The sequence below is a fragment of the Arthrobacter sp. ok362 genome (assembly GCF_900102785.1).
GTDB lineage: Bacteria > Actinomycetota > Actinomycetes > Actinomycetales > Micrococcaceae > Arthrobacter.
Genome location: NZ_FNGC01000005.1, coordinates 249,562 through 267,681 on the forward strand (window position 1 = coordinate 249,562; position 18,120 = coordinate 267,681).

13 protein-coding genes and 1 pseudogene are annotated in these 18,120 nt (G+C 65.3%); 10 read left to right on the forward strand and 4 right to left on the reverse strand.

Going from position 1 to position 18,120, the window contains the following annotated elements; all coding sequences use genetic code 11:
• Positions 1-8 precede the first annotated feature (8 nt).
• Together BLQ10_RS09120 and glyA are read right to left on the reverse strand one after the other, a co-directional pair.
• Positions 9-1,229, reverse strand: coding sequence for a sarcosine oxidase subunit beta family protein (locus tag BLQ10_RS09120; protein WP_091560943.1), 1,221 nt, complete (start codon positions 1,227-1,229; stop codon positions 9-11).
• A complete protein-coding gene (gene glyA, locus BLQ10_RS09125) occupies positions 1,226-2,566 on the reverse strand; it encodes a serine hydroxymethyltransferase (protein ID WP_091560945.1) in 1,341 nt (446 codons plus the stop codon). The genes BLQ10_RS09120 and glyA overlap by 4 nt, the downstream gene beginning before the upstream one ends.
• A 159-nt stretch (positions 2,567-2,725) precedes the next feature.
• Here glyA and BLQ10_RS09130 point away from each other — a divergent pair, with 159 nt between their 5' ends.
• From BLQ10_RS09130 to BLQ10_RS09140, 3 genes and pseudogenes are all read left to right on the forward strand, one after another.
• The gene (locus tag BLQ10_RS09130; protein WP_091560947.1) at positions 2,726-3,397 is read left to right on the forward strand and encodes a GntR family transcriptional regulator; all 672 of its coding nucleotides are present in this window, start codon (positions 2,726-2,728) and stop codon (positions 3,395-3,397) included.
• Positions 3,398-3,783: 386 nt separating this feature from the next.
• A pseudogene (locus tag BLQ10_RS09135) lies at positions 3,784-4,010 on the forward strand (LuxR family transcriptional regulator); the annotation flags it as partial.
• A gap of 176 nt (positions 4,011-4,186) precedes the next feature.
• On the forward strand, positions 4,187-4,996 hold the full coding sequence (locus BLQ10_RS09140) for an IclR family transcriptional regulator (protein WP_091560949.1): 810 nt from the start codon (positions 4,187-4,189) through the stop codon (positions 4,994-4,996).
• A gap of 57 nt (positions 4,997-5,053) precedes the next feature.
• On the opposite strand, the gene BLQ10_RS09145 is transcribed toward BLQ10_RS09140, so the two are convergent.
• Both BLQ10_RS09145 and BLQ10_RS09150 read right to left on the reverse strand, forming a co-directional pair.
• On the reverse strand, positions 5,054-6,190 hold the full coding sequence (locus BLQ10_RS09145; protein ID WP_091560951.1) for an aromatic ring-hydroxylating oxygenase subunit alpha: 1,137 nt from the start codon (positions 6,188-6,190) through the stop codon (positions 5,054-5,056).
• Positions 6,191-6,243: 53 nt separating this feature from the next.
• Positions 6,244-7,476 carry an NAD(P)/FAD-dependent oxidoreductase gene (locus BLQ10_RS09150; RefSeq protein WP_254785485.1) on the reverse strand — a complete coding sequence of 411 codons (1,233 nt, stop codon included), beginning with the start codon at positions 7,474-7,476 and terminating at the stop codon, positions 6,244-6,246.
• Positions 7,477-7,716: 240 nt separating this feature from the next.
• Between BLQ10_RS09150 and BLQ10_RS09155 the strand changes: the two genes are divergently transcribed.
• The 7 genes from BLQ10_RS09155 (at position 7,717) to BLQ10_RS09185 (ending at position 18,046) form a co-directional block, all read left to right on the forward strand.
• On the forward strand, positions 7,717-8,067 hold the full coding sequence (locus BLQ10_RS09155) for a bifunctional 3-phenylpropionate/cinnamic acid dioxygenase ferredoxin subunit (protein WP_091560955.1): 351 nt from the start codon (positions 7,717-7,719) through the stop codon (positions 8,065-8,067).
• Positions 8,068-8,135: 68 nt separating this feature from the next.
• A complete protein-coding gene (gene purU, locus BLQ10_RS09160; RefSeq protein ID WP_175558543.1) occupies positions 8,136-9,095 on the forward strand; it encodes a formyltetrahydrofolate deformylase in 960 nt (319 codons plus the stop codon).
• Positions 9,096-9,166: 71 nt separating this feature from the next.
• Positions 9,167-11,674 (forward strand): GcvT family protein, encoded by a 2,508-nt coding sequence (locus BLQ10_RS09165; protein ID WP_091560958.1) that lies wholly within the window; start codon positions 9,167-9,169, stop codon positions 11,672-11,674.
• Between the two features lie 60 nt (positions 11,675-11,734).
• The gene (gene betA, locus BLQ10_RS09170; RefSeq protein ID WP_091560960.1) at positions 11,735-13,432 is read left to right on the forward strand and encodes a choline dehydrogenase; all 1,698 of its coding nucleotides are present in this window, start codon (positions 11,735-11,737) and stop codon (positions 13,430-13,432) included.
• Positions 13,429-14,982: an aldehyde dehydrogenase family protein gene (locus BLQ10_RS09175; protein WP_091560961.1), complete on the forward strand. Its 1,554-nt coding sequence runs from the start codon at positions 13,429-13,431 to the stop codon at positions 14,980-14,982. The genes betA and BLQ10_RS09175 overlap by 4 nt, the downstream gene beginning before the upstream one ends.
• Positions 14,979-16,013, forward strand: coding sequence for a quaternary amine ABC transporter ATP-binding protein (locus BLQ10_RS09180; RefSeq protein WP_091560963.1), 1,035 nt, complete (start codon positions 14,979-14,981; stop codon positions 16,011-16,013). Before BLQ10_RS09175 ends, BLQ10_RS09180 begins: the two co-directional genes overlap by 4 nt.
• Positions 16,013-18,046: an ABC transporter permease gene (locus tag BLQ10_RS09185; protein WP_091560966.1), complete on the forward strand. Its 2,034-nt coding sequence runs from the start codon at positions 16,013-16,015 to the stop codon at positions 18,044-18,046. The genes BLQ10_RS09180 and BLQ10_RS09185 overlap by 1 nt, the downstream gene beginning before the upstream one ends.
• Positions 18,047-18,120: the final 74 nt, after the last annotated feature.

The following is an 18,120-nucleotide window of genomic DNA, read 5'->3' on the forward strand; positions in this document are numbered from 1 at the left end:
ACCTCTTTCTAGTGGGCCACGGCGGCGGCGCCGTGTTCATCGATCAGGGCGCCGGTTTCGAAGCGCTCGAGTGCAAAGGGCTTGTTGAGTTTGTGCGGTGTGCCGGTGGCGATCGTGTGCGCGAACGTCAGCCCGGCAGCCGGTGTGCCCTTGAATCCGCCGGTTCCCCACCCGCAGTTGACGAACATGTTCTCTACCGGGGTGGTGCCCACGATCGGGGAGGCGTCCAAGGTGGTGTCCACGATTCCGCCCCACGTCCGGAGCACGTGGGCCCTGGCGAAGATCGGGAAGAGTTCGACGGCGGCGGCCATCTGGTGCTCGATCACGTGGAATGATCCGCGCTGGCCGTAGCCGTTGTATGAATCCACGCCGGCGCCCATGACCAGTTCGCCCTTGTGCGCCTGGGAGACATAGACGTGGACGTGGTTGGACATGACCACGGTGGGGTGGACGGGCTCGTGGAGCTCGGACACCAGTGCCTGGAGGGGGTGGGACTGGATGGGAAGGCGGAAGCCGGCCATTTCCGCCAGCACCGAACTGTGTCCTGCCGCGCAGAGGCCGACCTTTTCGGTGTGGATGGTGCCGCGGGTGGTCTTGACCCCCACCACCTTGTTCCCGTCCTTCAGGAAGCCGGTGACTTCGCAGTTCTGGATGATGTCCACGCCCAGCTCATCGCATTTGCGGGCGAACGCCCACGCGACGTGGTCGTGCTTGGCGATGCCGGCGCGCGGCTGGTAGGTGGCACCCATGACCGGGTAGCGGATGTTGTCGTTGATATTCAGGATGGGGCAGAGTTCCTTGACCTGCTGCGGGTCCAGCCACTCGGCGTCGACGCCGTTGAGTTTGTTGGCTCCGACGCGGCGGACGCTTTCGCGGACGTCGCCCAGGGTGTGGGCCAGGTTCATGACCCCGCGCTGGCTGAACAGGAAGTCGTATTCGAGTTCTTCCGGCAGGATCTCCCACAGCTTCAAGGCGTGCTCGTAGATCGCCGCGCTCTCGTCCCAGAGGTAGTTGGAGCGGATGATGGTGGTGTTCCGGGCCATGTTGCCGCCGGCGAGCCAGCCTTTTTCCAGGATGGCGATGTTGGTCATCCCGTGGTTCTTGGCCAGGTAATACGCCGTCGCCAGTCCATGTCCGCCGCCGCCCACAATCACGGCGTCGTAGGAGGACTTGGGGTCCGGATTGCGCCAGAGGAAGTCCGGGTGTTCCGGCAGGTGTTCGGTGGTCATTGTGCTGCTCCAATCAGTTCTGCCTCAAGCCCGGTTGCCGCTGTGCTGGTGCCGAGATGCGGGTAAAGGGGGAATTGGTCTGCGAGGGCGCTGACGCGTCCGCGCAGTTCAGCGGCGGTTTGGTCGCTGAGTTCGTTCCCTGGTGCCTGTGAGATGAGGGCGGAGGCGATGATGTCCGCCACTTCGGTGAACTCCGCGGCACCGAAGCCGCGCATGGCCAGGGCGGGCGTGCCGATCCGCAGTCCGGAGGAGACCATGGGCGGGCGGGGATCGAACGGGACTGCGTTGCGGTTGACGGTGATGCCGATCCGGTGGAGCCTGTCTTCGGCCTGCTGCCCGTCCAGTTCCGAGTCCCGCAGGTCCACCAGGACCAGGTGCACGTCGGTGCCGCCGTTGACCACGGAGATCCCGGCCGCCGCGACGTCGTCCTTCAGGAGCCGGGACGCGAGAATCCTGGCGCCTTCGAGTGTGCGGTCCTGGCGTTCCTTGAACTCGGGGGACGCCGCGATCTTGAAGGCCACGGCCTTGGCCGCGATCACGTGTTCCAGCGGGCCGCCTTGCTGGCCGGGAAACACGGCGCTATTGATCTTGCGCGCGTACTCCGCCTTGCCCAGGATCACGCCGCCGCGCGGGCCGCCGAGGGTCTTGTGTGTGGTGGTGGTGACGACGTCGGCGTAGGGGACCGGGTTCGGATGAAGCCCTGCGGCGACCAGGCCGGCAAAGTGCGCCATGTCGACCATGAGGTAGGCGCCCACGAGGTCGGCGATGCGCCGGAACTCGGCGAAGTCCAGCTGCCGGGAGTAGGCGGACCATCCGGCCACGATCATCTTGGGCCGGTGCTCAAGGGCCAACGCCTCGACCTCGGCCATGTCCACCAGGTGGTTGTGCTCGCTCACGTGGTACGGGACCACGTTGTAGAGCTTGCCGGAGAAATTGATCCGCATCCCGTGGGTGAGGTGGCCGCCGTGGGCCAGGGCCAGTCCCATGATGGTGTCGCCCGGTTCCAGGAGGGCGAACATGGCGGCGGCGTTGGCCTGAGCGCCGGAGTGGGGCTGCACGTTGGCGTACTCGGCGCCGAACAGGGCCTTGACCCGGTCGATGGCGAGCTGTTCGATCACATCGACGTGCTCGCAGCCGCCGTAGTAGCGCTTGCCCGGGTAGCCCTCGGCGTACTTGTTGGTCAGCACCGAACCCTGTGCCTCCATGACCCCGACGGGGGCGAAGTTCTCGGACGCAATCATTTCAAGGGTGGACTGCTGGCGCTTCAGTTCCCTCGCCACGGCCTGTTCGACCTCGGGATCGACTACGGAAAGTCGCTCGTTCAACTGCTCAACCACGGTTGCTCCTTTGAAATACCACTATTGCTATGACTGATATATCAGTGTGAGGTCAATGGTATGATTGAGATCACACCAGAGTCAATAGCTTGAAGCCAAGTGAAACCGGGCTTCCGGTTGAATTCCAGAAACGTTGAAATCCAGAAACGGAGCCGAGCTGTGAATGCACTCACCGTCCTGCCGCCCGCAGAGGACGAAGCACTCTCCCAGGCGGAGGCCGCGTACAGGCAGTTGCGCGACAAGCTGATCATGCTCGAGATCCGGCCGGGCGAGCCCATCAATGACGGACAGCTGGCCGCCGAGCTCGGTTTCGGACGCACTCCCGTGCGCGAGGCGATCAAGCGGCTGGAAGTCGACCATCTGGTGGTCTCCTATCCGCGGCGGGGTACCTTTGCCACCACTGTGGACTTCACGGAGCTGGCCGACGTCTCGGAAATCCGGGAACTGCTGGAACCGCTGGCGGCGCGCCGGGCGGCAACGCGGGCCAACGCTGCCATGCGCCGGGAACTGCTGGATGTCGCCAAGACCATTGCGGAACTGGCCCCTAGCCCCGCAGAGTCCCGGGAGCTGATGCGCTACGACCTGACGGTGCACCGTCTGATCTACCGGGCCGCGGCCAACCCGCACTTGGAGGACACGCTGATCCGCTACGACAACTTGGCCACGCGCATCTGGTGCCTGGTCCTGGACAAGGTCCCCTCGGTCAGCGGCCACATCACCGAGCACGTGGAGCTGCTCAAGGCGGTGGCCGAGGGCGACGCGGACAGGGCCGGCGAGCTCGCCCTGCACCACGTCACCAGCTTCGAGGAGACCATCCGCAAGGTGCTCTAGCCGCCGTCGCTCCTGTTGCCGGCCGCCGGTGAGCTGCCGCACGGCCCCGTCCGCGACGTCGCCTTCCGCCGATATCGCCGGAAACGTGCGAGCCCGCTGTAAGCTTCCGGCGAACTGGCACGCTTCCGGCGATTTTGGCGGCCGGAGTCACCTCCCGCCGTCGTCCCTGTTACCGGCCGCGGTTCTGCATGACGTGCTTGGTCCTGGAGTAGTGCGACGCGCCTCGTGCCCGACGATGCGGAAAATACTCATCGACACCCGAATTCCCTCTCTGTCAGCCTGTCGTGAGACAGGTTGTCTTAGCGACAGGCAGACGGGGCGGGCATGACGATTTCGCGCGTCGCTGAACGGAATGCGCGCCGCGTTGTCCACACCGGGTGGCGGCGAACCTCTTGGTCAACGTCCGCGACGACGGTCCCGGCGAACTGTCCGCGGCGGCACCGACCACGGTCCGCCTCGCCCGGCGCGTCGAAGCCCTTGACGGCATCATGTCGGTGGATGTGATGCCTGGCTGGGGTGCCGACGTCGCCGTCTCACTCCCCTCGATCCGCCGGCCCGCCGCCTGGCCGACGTCTCCGACTGGAAGCTCGGCGGGCGCGAACTCGAGGTGCTCCGTGATCAATGGCTTCCCCCGGGTGCTCCATGCGCCTTGATTAAACCACTTAACGCAATATCGGCTGCGTCACACATCCCGGCATAGGATCGAAAGTGTGGAACTAACCGAGAGGACGCTATAGGCGCCCTTGTGGCGGGTAAGCAAGCCGCAGAAACTACTTGAGAGTATGGATCATGGCTTCGAACAATAACCCCGAATCCGACGTCGATACGGAGGGCGGCCAGCACGGAGGCGTCCAGTCAGTGGACCGGGCCCTGGCGGTCCTGGAAATCCTGGCCCGTGACGGCCATGCCGGCGTGAGCGATATCGCCGAGGAGATGGGTATCCACAAGTCCACCGTCTCCCGGCTGCTGGGTTCGCTGGTAAGCAGGGAGATGGTCCACCAGAACAGCGAACGCGGAAAGTACCAGCTGGGCTTCGGCATCCTCCGGCTGGCAAGCTCCATCCCCGGGCGGCTGAGCCTGGTCCGCGAGGCCCGCCCTGTGCTGGAAAGCCTTGCGGAGGAATTCAAGGAGACAGTGAACCTGGCCGTCCTGCGCTCCAACTATGCCGTCAATGTGGATCAGGCCATGGGACCGTCAACGCTGGCCACGTACGACTGGGTGGGCAACCTGACGCCGCTCCACGCGACGTCCAGCGGAAAGGTCCTGCTCGCGGCGCTGTCCGCGGACGATCGGGACCGCATCCTGAAAGAGACCGGGCTTCCGGCCCGGACGCCGCGCACCATCACAAACCGGAGCAAGCTGGAGAACCAGCTCCTCGACGTCGCCCGCGACGGCTACGGGGTGGTCCGGGAAGAGTTCGAAATCGGGCTCAACTCGATGTCCGTGCCGGTGTACAACCATATGGGATCAGTGATCGGTGCCGTCAGTATTTCCGGACCGGCATTCCGGTTTGATCCGGAAAAGACGCCCGGGCTCCTGGAGGCACTGAAGCAGGCAGGCCTCCAGATCAGCGCGAACATGGGCTACTCCCGGCGTTAAAAATTTAGGACCCGCCGAAACCAGTGGTTCCGGCGGGTCCTCCGTTGGAAGCAGGGCTCAGTGGCCGGGGGTAACGTCGCCCACCTTCTGCTGGACCCAGTCGTGGAACGCGCCGATGTGGTGCTCGCTCGGGACCAGCACGCCGCCCTTGGCATAGACCTTTGAGCCCATGGCCGGCTGGCAGCGCTCGCAGGCGTCGAAGTCCTGCTCGTTGACGCGGTGGAAGAGCTCCACCGAGGCGCTGACGTCCTTGCCACTTTCCACAACGCTGGGAAGGTACAGCCAGTCGCATTCAACGATGGTGTGGTCAGCGGCCATGGGGAACATGCGGTGGATGATCACGTGGTCCGGAACCAGGTTGACGAAGACCGTCGGCTTGATCGTCACTGCGTAATAGCGCCGGTCCTGGCCCTCTCCCACGCCCGGAATCCGGTCCAGCCCTTCTGAGCCGTCGATGGTGAAGCCCTTGATATCCTCGCCGAATTCGGCACCGTGGCCCACGAAGTACTGGGCGGCCAGGCCGTCGGCAAATTCAGGCAACACCTCCGTGAGCTCAGGGTGGATGGTGGCGCAGTGGTAGCACTCCATGAAGTTCTCGATGATGAGCTTCCAGTTGGCCTTCACGTCGTACTTAATCCGGCGCCCCAGGCTCAGGTTGGCGATGTCATAGTCCTCCACCGCCTGCAGATCCCCGAGCCGTTCCTCGATGGCGCCCATGACATCCTCTTCGAACGACGGCGGCTCGTCGGCAAGGCAGACCCACACATACCCGAGGTACTCGCGGATGTGGACCTTCACGAGCCCGTACTCGTCCCGGTCGATGTCCGGCATCTTAGTCAGGTTGGGAGCCGCAATGAGCTTGCCGTCAAAGTCGTAGGTCCAGGCGTGATAGGGGCACTGGAATGAGCGTGCAGCTTCGCCTTGCTCCTCCATGCACAGCTTGACACCACGGTGCCGGCACACGTTGTAGAAGGCGCGGATGCCGCCCTTGCGGGTGCGGCTGATCAGCACGCTCTCCCGTCCCACCTGCACCGTCCGCCACGCCCCGGGCTTGTCCAGATCGGCGGACCGGACTGCGCAGAACCACATCTGCTCGAAAATGCGCTCCTGCTCGGCGCGGAAGATCTCTTCGCTGATGTAGGCCTGGCCTGGAAGGGTGGGGATCAGGCTGGGCGTGAAGACTTCGGTAGTCATTCTTTAACTCCTCTGCGGTGACTGACGGCGGGGTCTGGAAGGTCTGTAGGGGATCAGATGAAACTGGGGGATGCTGCCAGCACAGGCTGGGCGGCGGCCGCAGTGGCTTGGGTTGCAACTGCTCGTTCGGCGTTGAGCTGCCGCCGCCACTTGGTGAAGAGGCGGGGCTGGTTGGCGCCGAGGACGGCTACAGGCTGGCCGCCTCGATAGTAGACGGCCACGAAGCTGTGGGCCGCGGGATCCCCAGCCTCTATGTCCACCCGGTCAGCGTCCCGGGCGTGACCGGCGAATTGGATCCTGACGTTGTACTGGTCGGACCAGAAGTACGGCAGGTTCAGCGGCTGACGGACGGCGCCCGGCTCAAGGAGCGCCGTGACGGCGAGTGCCGGGCGCTCCGTTGCACCGCTCCAGTGCTCCACGCGCCGGTGTTCCCCGGAGTCTTCGTCCAGCCACGCAGCACAATCCCCGACGGCCACCACCCCCGGCGCGTTGGTCCGGCCCATCGGATCGCAGAGGACGCCGTCGCCGAGTTCGAGACCGGAGCCGGCAAGCCAGGCTGTGTTGGGTTCGGCACCGATGGCCACCAGGACGACGTCGGCAGGCACGTAGCGGCCGTCCGCGAGGCGGAGCCCGCTGACAACTCCCTCGCCGCTGTAATAGGACTCGATGGAAGCGTCACAAATCAGCTCCACCCCGTTAATTTCATGTAACGCGGCCAGGGTCCCCGCCATCTCCGCACCCAGCGGGCGGCTGAGCGGAACGGCGCCCGAGCAGATGACCGTGACTTCAACCCCGAGCGCGCGGGCGGTGGAGGCAACCTCAGCGCCGATGAAGCCCCCGCCTACGATGACGAGCCTCGCCCCCGGCACCAGTTCGGGAGCGAGGTCCTGCGCGTCGTGCAGGGTCCGCAGCGTAAAGACGTTCGCCAGCCCGGCGAGCTCCGGCAGTGTCCGGGCGTACGCCCCGGTGGCAATGACCACGCTGTCGGCCTTTATTTCCGTGCCGTCGTCGAGTGTTACCGTCCGGGTCGCGGCATCCAGGCTGCGTGCTGCTGCGCCGAGCAGCCACTCGGCCTGAAGCGGATCTGCGCCTTCACCGTCTTCTGGACTCTCCAGCCTGAGGTGTTCCGGGGTCATCTTTCCCGCCAGGAAATCCTTGGACAGGGGCGGCCGATCATAGGGCCGATGCGGCTCATCGCCGATGAGGACGAGCCTTCCTGCGAAGCCTTGGGCGCGGGCTGCACGGGCGGCCGAGATTCCCGCCAAAGATGCCCCCACTATTGCCATTGTCTGCATGGCCGCCTTCCGATAACGAAATGGAACTAATTGCGTATGACGCAACAACATTCTCTATGCGAGACAGCGTGACGCAGACCACCAGGGGGTGTCAAGGGTCGGTTTCATCAAAGGGAACCCTTGACAAGGCAGTGTGGCATAGATCACTCTGTTGCGTATTGTGATCGGCGTTGATGATGGCACAACCCGCCGACCGGGCTGAGCCTGTCAACTGGGAAAGAGGTTTATCAGATGCACATCGCCTGCCCACTCACCGCATTGGCTCCCGGAGAAGCCCTTCGTCTCCACACGTCCCCACCGATCGCCGTCTTCCACACGGAGGATGGCGAATTGTTCGCACTGGACGACACCTGCACCCACCAGGACGCGTCGCTCGCGGACGGTTGGGTGGAAGGCTGCGAGGTGGAGTGCCCCCTTCACGCTTCGAAGTTCAATCTCCGCACGGGTGAAGTGGACGCGCCGCCGGCCAAGTTGCCGGTGCGGGTCCACAAGGTCTCCGTGGTGGACGGCCAGATCATGGTCGAGGAATCGAGCGAGGCCCCCAACCTTCCACCAGGCCTGACCGTTAACGGCCACGTCTAGAGACCACCAGGCAGTGCTCCATTTCAAGCTAAGAGGTGAAGTTCTTGACCCTACAACTGAGCAACGAGCTGCAGGAACGGACACGTTCCGCGTCCGACGCCGGGCAGCCACGGGCAGCATCCGGGCGGCAGGCGACGCCGTTCGTCCTAACCGTTGCCTGCCCCGAACGCAGTGGAATCGTCCACGCGGTGTCCAGCTTCCTGGCAATGCGCGGCTTTGACATTGCCGAACATCAGCAGTTCGATGACCACGTCAGCAATACACTCTTCCTGCGCACCGCCTTCACCGGCACGTTGGCTGGCGCCAATGGCGCCAATGGCGCCAATGGTTCTGGTGCGGACGGTGCGGACAGCACGGCCGATTCCCTGTCCGCCGACTTCGCGGAGATCGCCGCCGAGTTCGCAATGTCCTACAACTTCCACGACGACAGGCCGCAGCGCATCCTGGTGATGGTCTCCAAGTTCGGCCACTGCCTCAATGACCTTATTTTCCGCTGGCGCGCCGGGAGCCTGGGGGCAGACATCGCCGCCGTCGTCTCCAACCACGAGGACCTGCGCCCGATGGCGGAAGCCGCAGGGCTACCCTTCATCCACGTACCCGTAACGGCGTCCACCAAACCGCTGGCGGAGTCCCGGCTTCTGGAACTCGTGGACGAGCATGCCGCGGACCTTGTGGTGCTGGCCCGCTACATGCAGGTACTGTCCGACGGCCTCTGCGGGGAACTCCGCGGCCGGGCCATCAACATCCACCATTCTTTCCTGCCCGGGTTCAAAGGGGCCAAGCCTTACCACCAGGCCTACGAACGCGGCGTGAAGGTGGTGGGGGCCACTGCCCACTACGTCACCGGCGACCTCGACGAAGGTCCCATCATTGAGCAGGAAGTGTTCCGGGTGGACCACGGCGTGGACCCGGATTCCCTGGTAACGGCAGGCCGCGACGCCGAAGCGATCGCTCTCTCCCGCGCGGTGAAGTGGCATTGCCAGCACCGCGTCCTCCTCAACGGCACCCGGACCGTCGTCTTCCGGTAGAGCCGCCCCGCGAGCCCTCAAACGGGGCGCCCCCACGCAACACGCAGTAAGTCAAGAACAGGAGCTTCCGTATGAGCGCTACACCCCGCGTCGTTATCATCGGCGCCGGCATTGTCGGTGCGAATCTGGCAGATGAATTGGCCACCCGAGGCTGGACCAGCGTCACCGTACTGGAACAGGGACCACTCAACCTCGCTGGCGGCTCCACGTCGCACGCACCCGGCCTGGTGTTCCAGACCAATCCCTCCAAGACGATGACGCAGTTCGCCGGTTACACCGTGGACAAGCTCCTCTCCCTGAGCGACGAGGGTGTCGCATGCTTCAACCAAGTGGGTGGCCTGGAGATCGCCACCACGCCGGAACGGTTGGAGGACCTCAAACGGAAGCTCGGCTACGCAACCTCGTGGGGCATCGAGGGCAGGATCATCGACCCCGATGAGTGCAGCAAGCACTATCCGCTGCTGAACCAGGACATGGTTCTCGGCGGCCTCTACGTCCCGTCCGATGGCCTCGCCTCCGCCGCCCGCGCCGTTCAGCTGCTGATCCGCAAAGCCACGGCAGCCGGCGTCAGGTTCATCGGATCAACTCCGGTGACCGGGATCGAGCAGTCCGGCGGAAAAGTAACGGGGGTCCAGACTTCCGACGGCGTGGTCCCGGCGGACATCGTCGTCTCCTGCGCCGGCTTCTGGGGCCCACAGATAGGTGCGATGGCAGGCATGGCCGTGCCGCTGCTGCCGCTGGCCCACCAGTACGTCAAGACCACCACGGTGCCCGAACTCGTGGGCGTCAACCTGGGCACGAACCCCCTGGACCCCTCCAATGGCGCCCGCATGCCCATTCTCCGGCACCAGGACAAAGACCTTTATTTCCGTGAGCACGGAGACAGGATCGGAATCGGCTCCTATGCCCACCGCCCCATGCCCGTGGACCTGGAGCGGCTGCCGCAGGTGGCGCCGGGGCAGATGTCCGAGCACCGCATGCCTTCCCGGCTCGAATTCACCGAGGAGGATTTCCTCCCCTGTTGGGAGGACAGCCGGCAGCTGCTGCCCGCCCTCCGCGGGGCGGAGATCGCCGACGGCTTCAACGGCATCTTCTCCTTCACACCGGACGGCGGCCCGTTGATCGGCCAGGCCCCGGAGCTTGAGGGCTTCTACGTCGCGGAAGCGGTCTGGGTCACGCACTCCGCCGGCGTGGCCCGCGCGGTAGCCGAATTGCTGATCGAGGGCCAGTCCCGCACCCCGCTCCACGAATGCGAGGTATCGCGCTTCGAAGCCGTCCAGACCGCCGAGAGCTACGTCAGCGAAACCTCCCAGCAGAACTTTGTCGAAATCTACGACATTCTGCACCCCCTGCAGCCGCGCGAATCACCCCGGGACGTGCGCGTCAGCCCGTTCAATTGCCGACAGAAGGAACTGGGAGCTTTCTTCCTAGAGTCCAGCGGTTGGGAGCGCCCGCACTGGTTTGAGGCAAACCGCCCGCTCCTGGACGAGCTGCCGCCTGAATGGCAGGCGCCGGACCGCGGCCCGTGGGCGGCCATGTTCAGTTCCCCCGTTTCCGCGGCCGAGGCATGGAAGACGCGAACCGCCGTCGCACTTTACGACATGACGGCACTCAAGCGGCTGGAGGTTTCGGGCCCGGGCGCCCTTGCGCTGCTGCAGCGCCTCAGCGCCGGGCAGATCGACAAGAAGCCGGGCGCCGTCACCTATTGCCTGCTGCTGAACGACGACGGCGGGGTGCGCAGCGACATCACGATCGCACGGCTGGATGAGGCCACGTTCCAGGTCGGCGCCAACGGCAACATCGACTTCGACTACTTCACCAGGGAGGCCCGAAAGCAGACAGCTGATGACGTCAGCCAGTGGGTCCAGATCCGCGACATTACGGGATCCACCTGCTGCATCGGGCTCTGGGGGCCGCTGGCACGCGAAGTTATCGCCAAGGTCAGCACCGATGATTTCACCAACGACGGTCTTCGTTACTTCCGTACCAAGCAGGTGCGGATCGGCGGCATCCCCGTGACGGCCATGCGCTTGTCCTATGTGGGCGAGCTGGGCTGGGAACTGTACACCACCGCTGAACACGGTCTGAAGTTGTGGGACCTCCTCTTCGAGGCCGGCCAGGAACAGGGCATCATTGCCGCCGGCCGCGGCGCCTTCAACAGCCTCCGCCTGGAAAAGGGATACCGGCTCTGGGGGACGGACATGACGCCCGAACACGAGCCGTACCAGGCAGGCCTGGGCTTCTCGATCGCCAAGAACAAGGACTCTTTTGTAGGTGCCGAAACCCTCGCCGAGCGCCGCGCGCAACCGGCTGCCATGCAGCTGCGCTGCCTGACGGTCGACGACGGCTCTTCGGTGGTGCTGGGCAAGGAACCCGTGTATTTCAAGGGCGAAGCCGCCGGCTACGTGACCAGCGCGGCTTACGGCTACACGGTGAGGCGGCCGATCGCCTACGCCTGGCTCCCGGCCAGCACCTCCGAAGGCGATGCCGTGGAAATCGAATACTTCGGCACCCGCATCGCCGCAACCGTCACGGCGGAGCCGCTGGTGGACCCGGGCATGGAACGCCTGCGCGGCTGAACCGGATCCATCCAGGCGCTTCAACACGACTCCAGACCACGCCCCTAGGAGATTTACCTCATGACGAACGAGAGCTACGACTACGTGATTGTAGGCGGCGGCAGCGCCGGATCCGTCCTGGCGGACAGGCTGAGTGCGGACGGAACGCACACGGTGCTGGTCCTTGAAGCGGGCCGCAGCGACTACCCGTGGGACCTTTTCATCCAGATGCCGGCGGCCCTGACCTTCCCGAGTGGCAACAGGTTCTACGACTGGCAATACGAGTCCGACCCCGAACCCCGCATGCACGGCCGCAGGATCGCCCACGCCCGCGGCAAGGTGCTGGGCGGCTCCAGCTCCATCAACGGGATGATCTTCCAGCGCGGCAACCCGCTGGACTACGAACGGTGGGGAGCTGACGCCGGCATGGAAACCTGGGACTTCGCGCACTGCCTGCCCTACTTCAAGCGCATGGAAACCGCGCTCGCCGCAGCTCCGGACGATGAACTGCGCGGCCATGACGGACCCTTGGTCCTGGAGCGCGGACCCGCCCGCAACCCCCTGTTCCAGGCCTTCTTCCGCGCCTCCGAGGAAGCGGGCCACAAGCGCACCGATGACGTCAACGGGTACCGTCAGGAGGGCTTCGGCCCGTTCGACCGAAACGTCCACAAGGGCCAGCGGCTCTCGGCGTCACGTGCCTACCTGCGCCCCAATAAGGGCCGGAAAAACCTGAAGGTCCGCACCCGGGCGCTTGCGGCCAAGGTCAATTTCGACGGCACGACGGCCACCGGAGTCACCTACCGCCGGCACGGCCGGCTGCACACGGTCAACGCCAAGGAAGTGGTGCTTTGCGGCGGCGCGATCAATACGCCCCAGTTGCTGCAGCTCTCCGGCGTGGGGGATTCCGCGCTCCTGTTGTCGCTGGGGATCAAGCCGGTGGTGGACCTGCCGGGAGTCGGCGAAAACCTCCAGGACCACCTGGAAGTGTACGTCCAGCACTCCTGCGCACAGCCCGTGTCCATGCAGCCGAACCTCAGCCTCTGGCGCTACCCGCTGATCGGACTCCAGTGGCTGCTCGGACGCAAGGGCCCCGCAGCCACCAACCACTTCGAAGGAGGCGGGTTCGTCCGCTCCAACGAAGACGTCGCCTACCCCAACCTGATGTTCCACTTCCTGCCGGTTGCCGTGCGCTACGACGGCCAGAAAGCGGACGCCAAGCACGGGTACCAGGTCCATGTGGGGCCCATGTACTCCGACGCCAGAGGTAGCCTGAAGATCACCTCCACGGACCCCGCCGCGCACCCGTCCATGCAGTTCAACTACCTGTCCACGGACCAGGATCGGCGCGAATGGGTGGAGGCCATCCGGGTCACCCGCGACATCCTCTCCCAGGCGGCCCTCGCGCCCTACAGTGGCGGCGAACTCTCGCCCGGCCCGTCCGTCCAGACGGACGAGGAGATCCTCGACTGGGTGGCCCGGGATGCCGAAACGGCGCTTCACCCCTCCTGCACCGCCAAGATAGGCCCGGCCGCCGACCCCCTGGCTGTGGTGGATCCGCTTACCATGAAGGTCCATGGCACCTCGGGGCTCCGCGTGGCGGATGCCTCCGCGATGCCCTACGTGACCAACGGCAACATCTACGCCCCGGTAATGATGCTCGCCGAAAAGGCCGCGGACCTCATCCTGGGACGTACGCCGCTGGCACCCGAGCACGCGGATTTCTACCGGCACGATCCCGCTGGGGCTCCCGAAGCCGCACCTAGCCTGGGCCGCGCATGAGCGGCGTTCATGTTGCCGGGATCGACAGCCGGACCCTGCTGGACCAGGAAACGGCGCCGGTACGGGGCCTGTTCGTGGACGGCCGGTGGAGCGAATCGGGCGCCGGGAAAACCCGGGTCATCACGTGCCCGGCGGACGGCGAAAAAGTCGCCGAGGTTGCCGAATCCACGGCCGCCGATGCCGAGTCCGCGGTTGCCAGCGCCCGCAGGGCGTTCGACGGCGGCGCGTGGCCCGGCACCAGCGAGAAGGAACGCGGACAGGTCCTGCTCCGAACCGCCGAACTGCTGGAACGCGACAAGGCGCTTTACGCCCGGGCCGAAGCCCTCGACACAGGCAAACGTTACGTCGAAGCGGAATACGACATCGACGATATCGCCGCCTGCTTCAGGTACTACGGCGGCATCGCCGGAACGGACGCCGGCCGCGTGATCGATACCGGGACACCAGAAACCATCAGCCGCGTGGTCCACGCCCCTGTGGGTGTGTGCGGGCTCATCACGCCGTGGAACTACCCCCTCCTGCAGGCGTCCTGGAAGGTGGCACCGGCCCTGTTGGCCGGCAATACCTTCGTCCTGAAACCCAGTGAACTGACTCCCTCCACCTCCATCCTGCTGATGGATACGCTCCTTGAGGCCGGGTTGCCGGCCGGGGTCGCCAACCTCGTCACCGGCACCGGTCCCGAGGTCGGCGCAGTCCTGAGCGAAAGCCCGGACGTTGACCTGGTCTCGTTCACCGGTGGCCTGGCCACCGGGATCAACATCATGAAGACCGCGGCCAACACGGTGAAGCGGGTTGCCTTGGAACTGGGCGGGAAGAATCCGAACATCGTCTTCGCCGATGCCGACCGCGAGTCCGCCTTGGACAACGCCCTCACCGCGGTGTTCCTGCATTCGGGCCAAGTGTGCTCGGCCGGAACCAGGCTCATCATCGAAGAATCGATCCACGACGAATTCGTGGCGGAACTGGTGCGACGTGCGCAGGCCATCCGGCTTGGCGGCCCCTTCGACGAGCTCGCGGAGGCCGGCCCGCTGATCTCGGCCGCCCACCGTGACAAGGTCCATGCCTACGTCCAAGCCGGCATCGACGAGGGAGCCACCCTTCTGTGCGGCGGCTATATCCCCGACACCGGAGCGCTGGCACTCGGCAGCTACTACCCTCCCACCATCCTGGACGCTTGCCACACCTCCATGAACGCGGTCCAGGATGAGTCGTTCGGACCAGTCCTGACCGTGGAGACCTTTAGCACGGAGGAGGAAGCCATCATTTTGGCCAACGACACCGCCTATGGACTGGCTGGCGCCGTCTGGACGCAGGACGGGTCGCGCGCGCAGCGCGTGGCCGGGGCCCTTCGGCACGGCACGGTGTGGATCAACGACTACCACCCGTACGTTCCCCAGGCAGAGTGGGGCGGATTCGGCAAGTCCGGAAACGGCCGCGAGCTGGGGCTCCAAGGTCTCGCGGAGTACCGCGAAACCAAGCACATCTGGCAAAACATCAACCCCAAGCCCAGCCACTGGTTCAAGCCTCCACAGGCAGGAGTACAGCAATGAACAGTCCCGACATCTCAGTGCGCAACCTTTGGAAGGTCTTCGGACCAGGGGGCGACAAGGTCCCCCACAATCCAGAACTCTCGGCCCTCAACTCCGCGGAACTGCTTGAACGCACCGGCTGCGTGACCGCAGTCCGCAACCTGAGTTTCGACGTCGCCAAGGGCGAGGTCTTCGTGGTCATGGGACTTTCCGGATCAGGCAAATCCACCCTGATCCGCTGCCTTACCCGGCTGATCGAGCCCACCTCTGGGCAGGTCCTGGTGAACGGCAAGGACGTACTGCAGGCAGGTGTTGCCGAGCTCCGCGAACTGCGCCGGCGGAAGATGTCCATGGTGTTCCAGCATTTCGGCCTCCTCCCGCACCGCACCGTGCTGGACAACGTCTCCTACGGGCTGCAGATCCGCGGGGCTGCCAAGACCGAACGCTATGCCAGGGCCCGTGAAATCATCGAGCTGGTTGGCCTGAAGGGCTACGAACAGCACTACCCGGACCAGCTGTCCGGAGGAATGCAGCAGCGCGTCGGCCTGGGACGGGCCCTGGCCGGCGATCCTGACACCATCCTCTTCGATGAGCCCTTCTCCGCGCTGGATCCGCTTATCCGCCGAGACATGCAGGCGGAAGTCATCCGGCTGCACAAGGAAATGGGCAAGACCATGGTGTTCGTGACCCACGATCTCTCCGAGGCGCTAAAGCTCGGAGATCGCATCCTGATCATGCGCAACGGCGAGACGGTCCAGTGCGGCACGGGAGACGATCTGGTGGGCTCACCGGCGGACAAGTATATTGAGGACTTTGTGTCCGAAGTCCCCCGCGCGGACGTCCTGACCCTGAAATGGATCACCAGGCCCGTGGCGGCCGGAACACCGGGCGACGCGCCGGTTCTCAGTTCCCGGATGATCATCCGGGATGCCATAGCGGCGGTCATGCACTCCTCCTGCCCCGTCTTGGTAGAAGATGGCGGCAGGATCACGGGGCAGATCGACCGCGACAGCATCCTTTCCGTGCTGCAGCCCACGGAAGCAGCGGCCTAATGTCTACCCTCGTCCGAGACCGGGCCACGGCGCAACCCACACCCATCCCCGCCCGTGAACCCCGCCGCAGGCCCAGTCGGCGCACAATCCTGCTGGGAGGCGCCGCCGTCGTCTGGATCCTGGGGTTCCTCGTCCTGCATGGAACCTCCACCCTGGCCTTGCCCGCCTCAGAGCTGACGGACCTGCACCGGTCTCTGAACCAGTTCAACGCCTGGGTGGCAGCCAACCGCGCGGACAACCCAGTCTTCCTCTACGTCTTCACGCCCCTGCGTGCCGCCGTCGACGCCGTGGCCAGCCTGTTCATCGCCACCTTTGCCGCGAGTTCCACGGGCCTGCGCCTGCCGGAGATCGGCTGGCTCGGAACCGTGGGCCTGCTGGGGTGGATCGCCTTCGCGATCGGCAACGCCCGGGTCGCGCTGTTGACCGTCGCCGTCTTTGTGTTCTTCGGACTCCAGGGTCTGTTCCTCGAGGCCACCTACACGTTCGCCCTCGTCCTCACAGCCGTGCTGCTGACCCTTGTGGTCGGGATCCCGCTCGGCGTCGCGGCCGGCGTCTACGGCCGGGTTGCCAAGGCGATCACGCCGGTGCTGGACTTTATGCAGACGCTGCCCACGTTCGTGTATCTGGCCCCGCTTGCCCTGGTCTTCCTCATCGGTCCGGCATCGGCCGTTATCGCCACTGTGATCTACGCAGCGCCGCCCGTTATCCGCCTGACGGCGCACGGCATCCGCTGCATCCCGGAGAACACCCGCGAAGCCTCCGATTCGCTGGGCACGACGGGCCTGCAGCGGTTGGTGACCCTGCAGCTGCCCATGGCCCGCCGCACCATCGTCATGGGAATCAACCAGGGCACCATGGCGGCTCTGTCCATGGTCACCATCGCGGCGCTGATCGCAGCTCCCGGGCTTGGCCAGGTGGTGGTCCGGGCGCTGCAATCGCTCGACGTCGGCACGGCCGTAAACGCCGGGCTCTCGATCGTCCTGCTCGCGATCGTGCTGGACCGGGTCACCACCGCCGCCAGCCGCCGTGCGGAACCGGGGGCGGCCCGGAACCGCAGGGTTTCCCGCAGGACCAGATACATCCTCCTTGGCGTCACCCTAGTGCTGGCACTGGCCATGGTGCAGTTCTCCCGGACCCTGCTGTGGGCTGCGGCATTCCCGAAAGACCTCAACATCGGCCCGGCGATTGTCCAGGCGGTCGGTTCGGCCAGCCAGTGGATGCAGGCCAACCTGTCCCTGTTCACCGTGTCCTTCCGGGAAGCCGTCACTACAGGGATCCTTAACCCGTTTCAGTCACTGCTGACGGACACGCCCTTCTATGTCCTCGTAGTAGTCATTGCCACTGCGGCCTACGCGCTCGGCGGCTGGAAGGTCGCGGCCCTGACCGCGGCATGTCTGGGCGTGATCATCTACCTCGGCCTTTGGAGCGACTCCATGGTCACCCTGGCCGGAACGCTGGTGGCCACCACGGTGGTCATGGTTCTGGGTGTTGTCTTCGGCGTCGCAATGGGCAGGTCCGAGCGGGTGGACCAGATCATGCGGCCCATGCTGGACGCAGGCCAGACCATGCCGGCCTTTGTGTACCTGGTCCCGTTCCTGGGACTCTTCGGCGCCACCCGCTTCACCGCGATCATCGCCGGCATCATCTACGCAGCCCCCGTCGCCATCAAGATTACGGCTGACGGCATCGCAGCGATTTCCCCGACTGTTGTCGAAGCTGCCGTTGCCAGCGGCTCCACTCCCTGGCAAGTCATCACCAAGGTCCAGCTTCCGATGGCCAGGCAGACGCTGGCCCTCGCTGCCAACCAGGGCCTGATCTATGTCCTGGCCATGGTGGTGGTTGGTGCGCTTGTGGGCGCAGGCGGCCTCGGGTACGACGTCGTCGCCGGCTTCGTCCAAAGCGCGCTCTTCGGCAAGGGCCTGGCCGCAGGCCTCGCCATCGTCTTCCTCGGCATCCTGCTGGACAGGATGACCCAGGCTGCCGCAGCCACCCCGGTGCGGAAAATCCACTCGCCCAAAACCCCAGCGGCCTAACCGCTCTGCGCCATGGCGCAGGCCCCTGACGGACCCGACACACTTCCCGTTCCACACTCCCCGTTCCACCCCAA

Bases quoted from the DNA above. Each gene is read 5' to 3' on its own strand.
- BLQ10_RS09120 (WP_091560943.1), bottom strand. From the start codon at position 1,229: ATGACCACCGAACACCTGCCGGAACACCCGGACTTCCTCTGGCGCAAT.
- BLQ10_RS09140 (WP_091560949.1), top strand. From the start codon at position 4,187: ATGGCTTCGAACAATAACCCCGAATCCGACGTCGATACGGAGGGCGGC.
- BLQ10_RS09145 (WP_091560951.1), bottom strand. From the start codon at position 6,190: ATGACTACCGAAGTCTTCACGCCCAGCCTGATCCCCACCCTTCCAGGC.
- BLQ10_RS09150 (WP_254785485.1), bottom strand. From the start codon at position 7,476: ATGGCAATAGTGGGGGCATCTTTGGCGGGAATCTCGGCCGCCCGTGCA.
- BLQ10_RS09155 (WP_091560955.1), top strand. From the start codon at position 7,717: ATGCACATCGCCTGCCCACTCACCGCATTGGCTCCCGGAGAAGCCCTT.
- BLQ10_RS09165 (WP_091560958.1), top strand. From the start codon at position 9,167: ATGAGCGCTACACCCCGCGTCGTTATCATCGGCGCCGGCATTGTCGGT.
- betA (WP_091560960.1), top strand. From the start codon at position 11,735: ATGACGAACGAGAGCTACGACTACGTGATTGTAGGCGGCGGCAGCGCC.
- BLQ10_RS09175 (WP_091560961.1), top strand. From the start codon at position 13,429: ATGAGCGGCGTTCATGTTGCCGGGATCGACAGCCGGACCCTGCTGGAC.
- BLQ10_RS09180 (WP_091560963.1), top strand. From the start codon at position 14,979: ATGAACAGTCCCGACATCTCAGTGCGCAACCTTTGGAAGGTCTTCGGA.
- BLQ10_RS09185 (WP_091560966.1), top strand. From the start codon at position 16,013: ATGTCTACCCTCGTCCGAGACCGGGCCACGGCGCAACCCACACCCATC.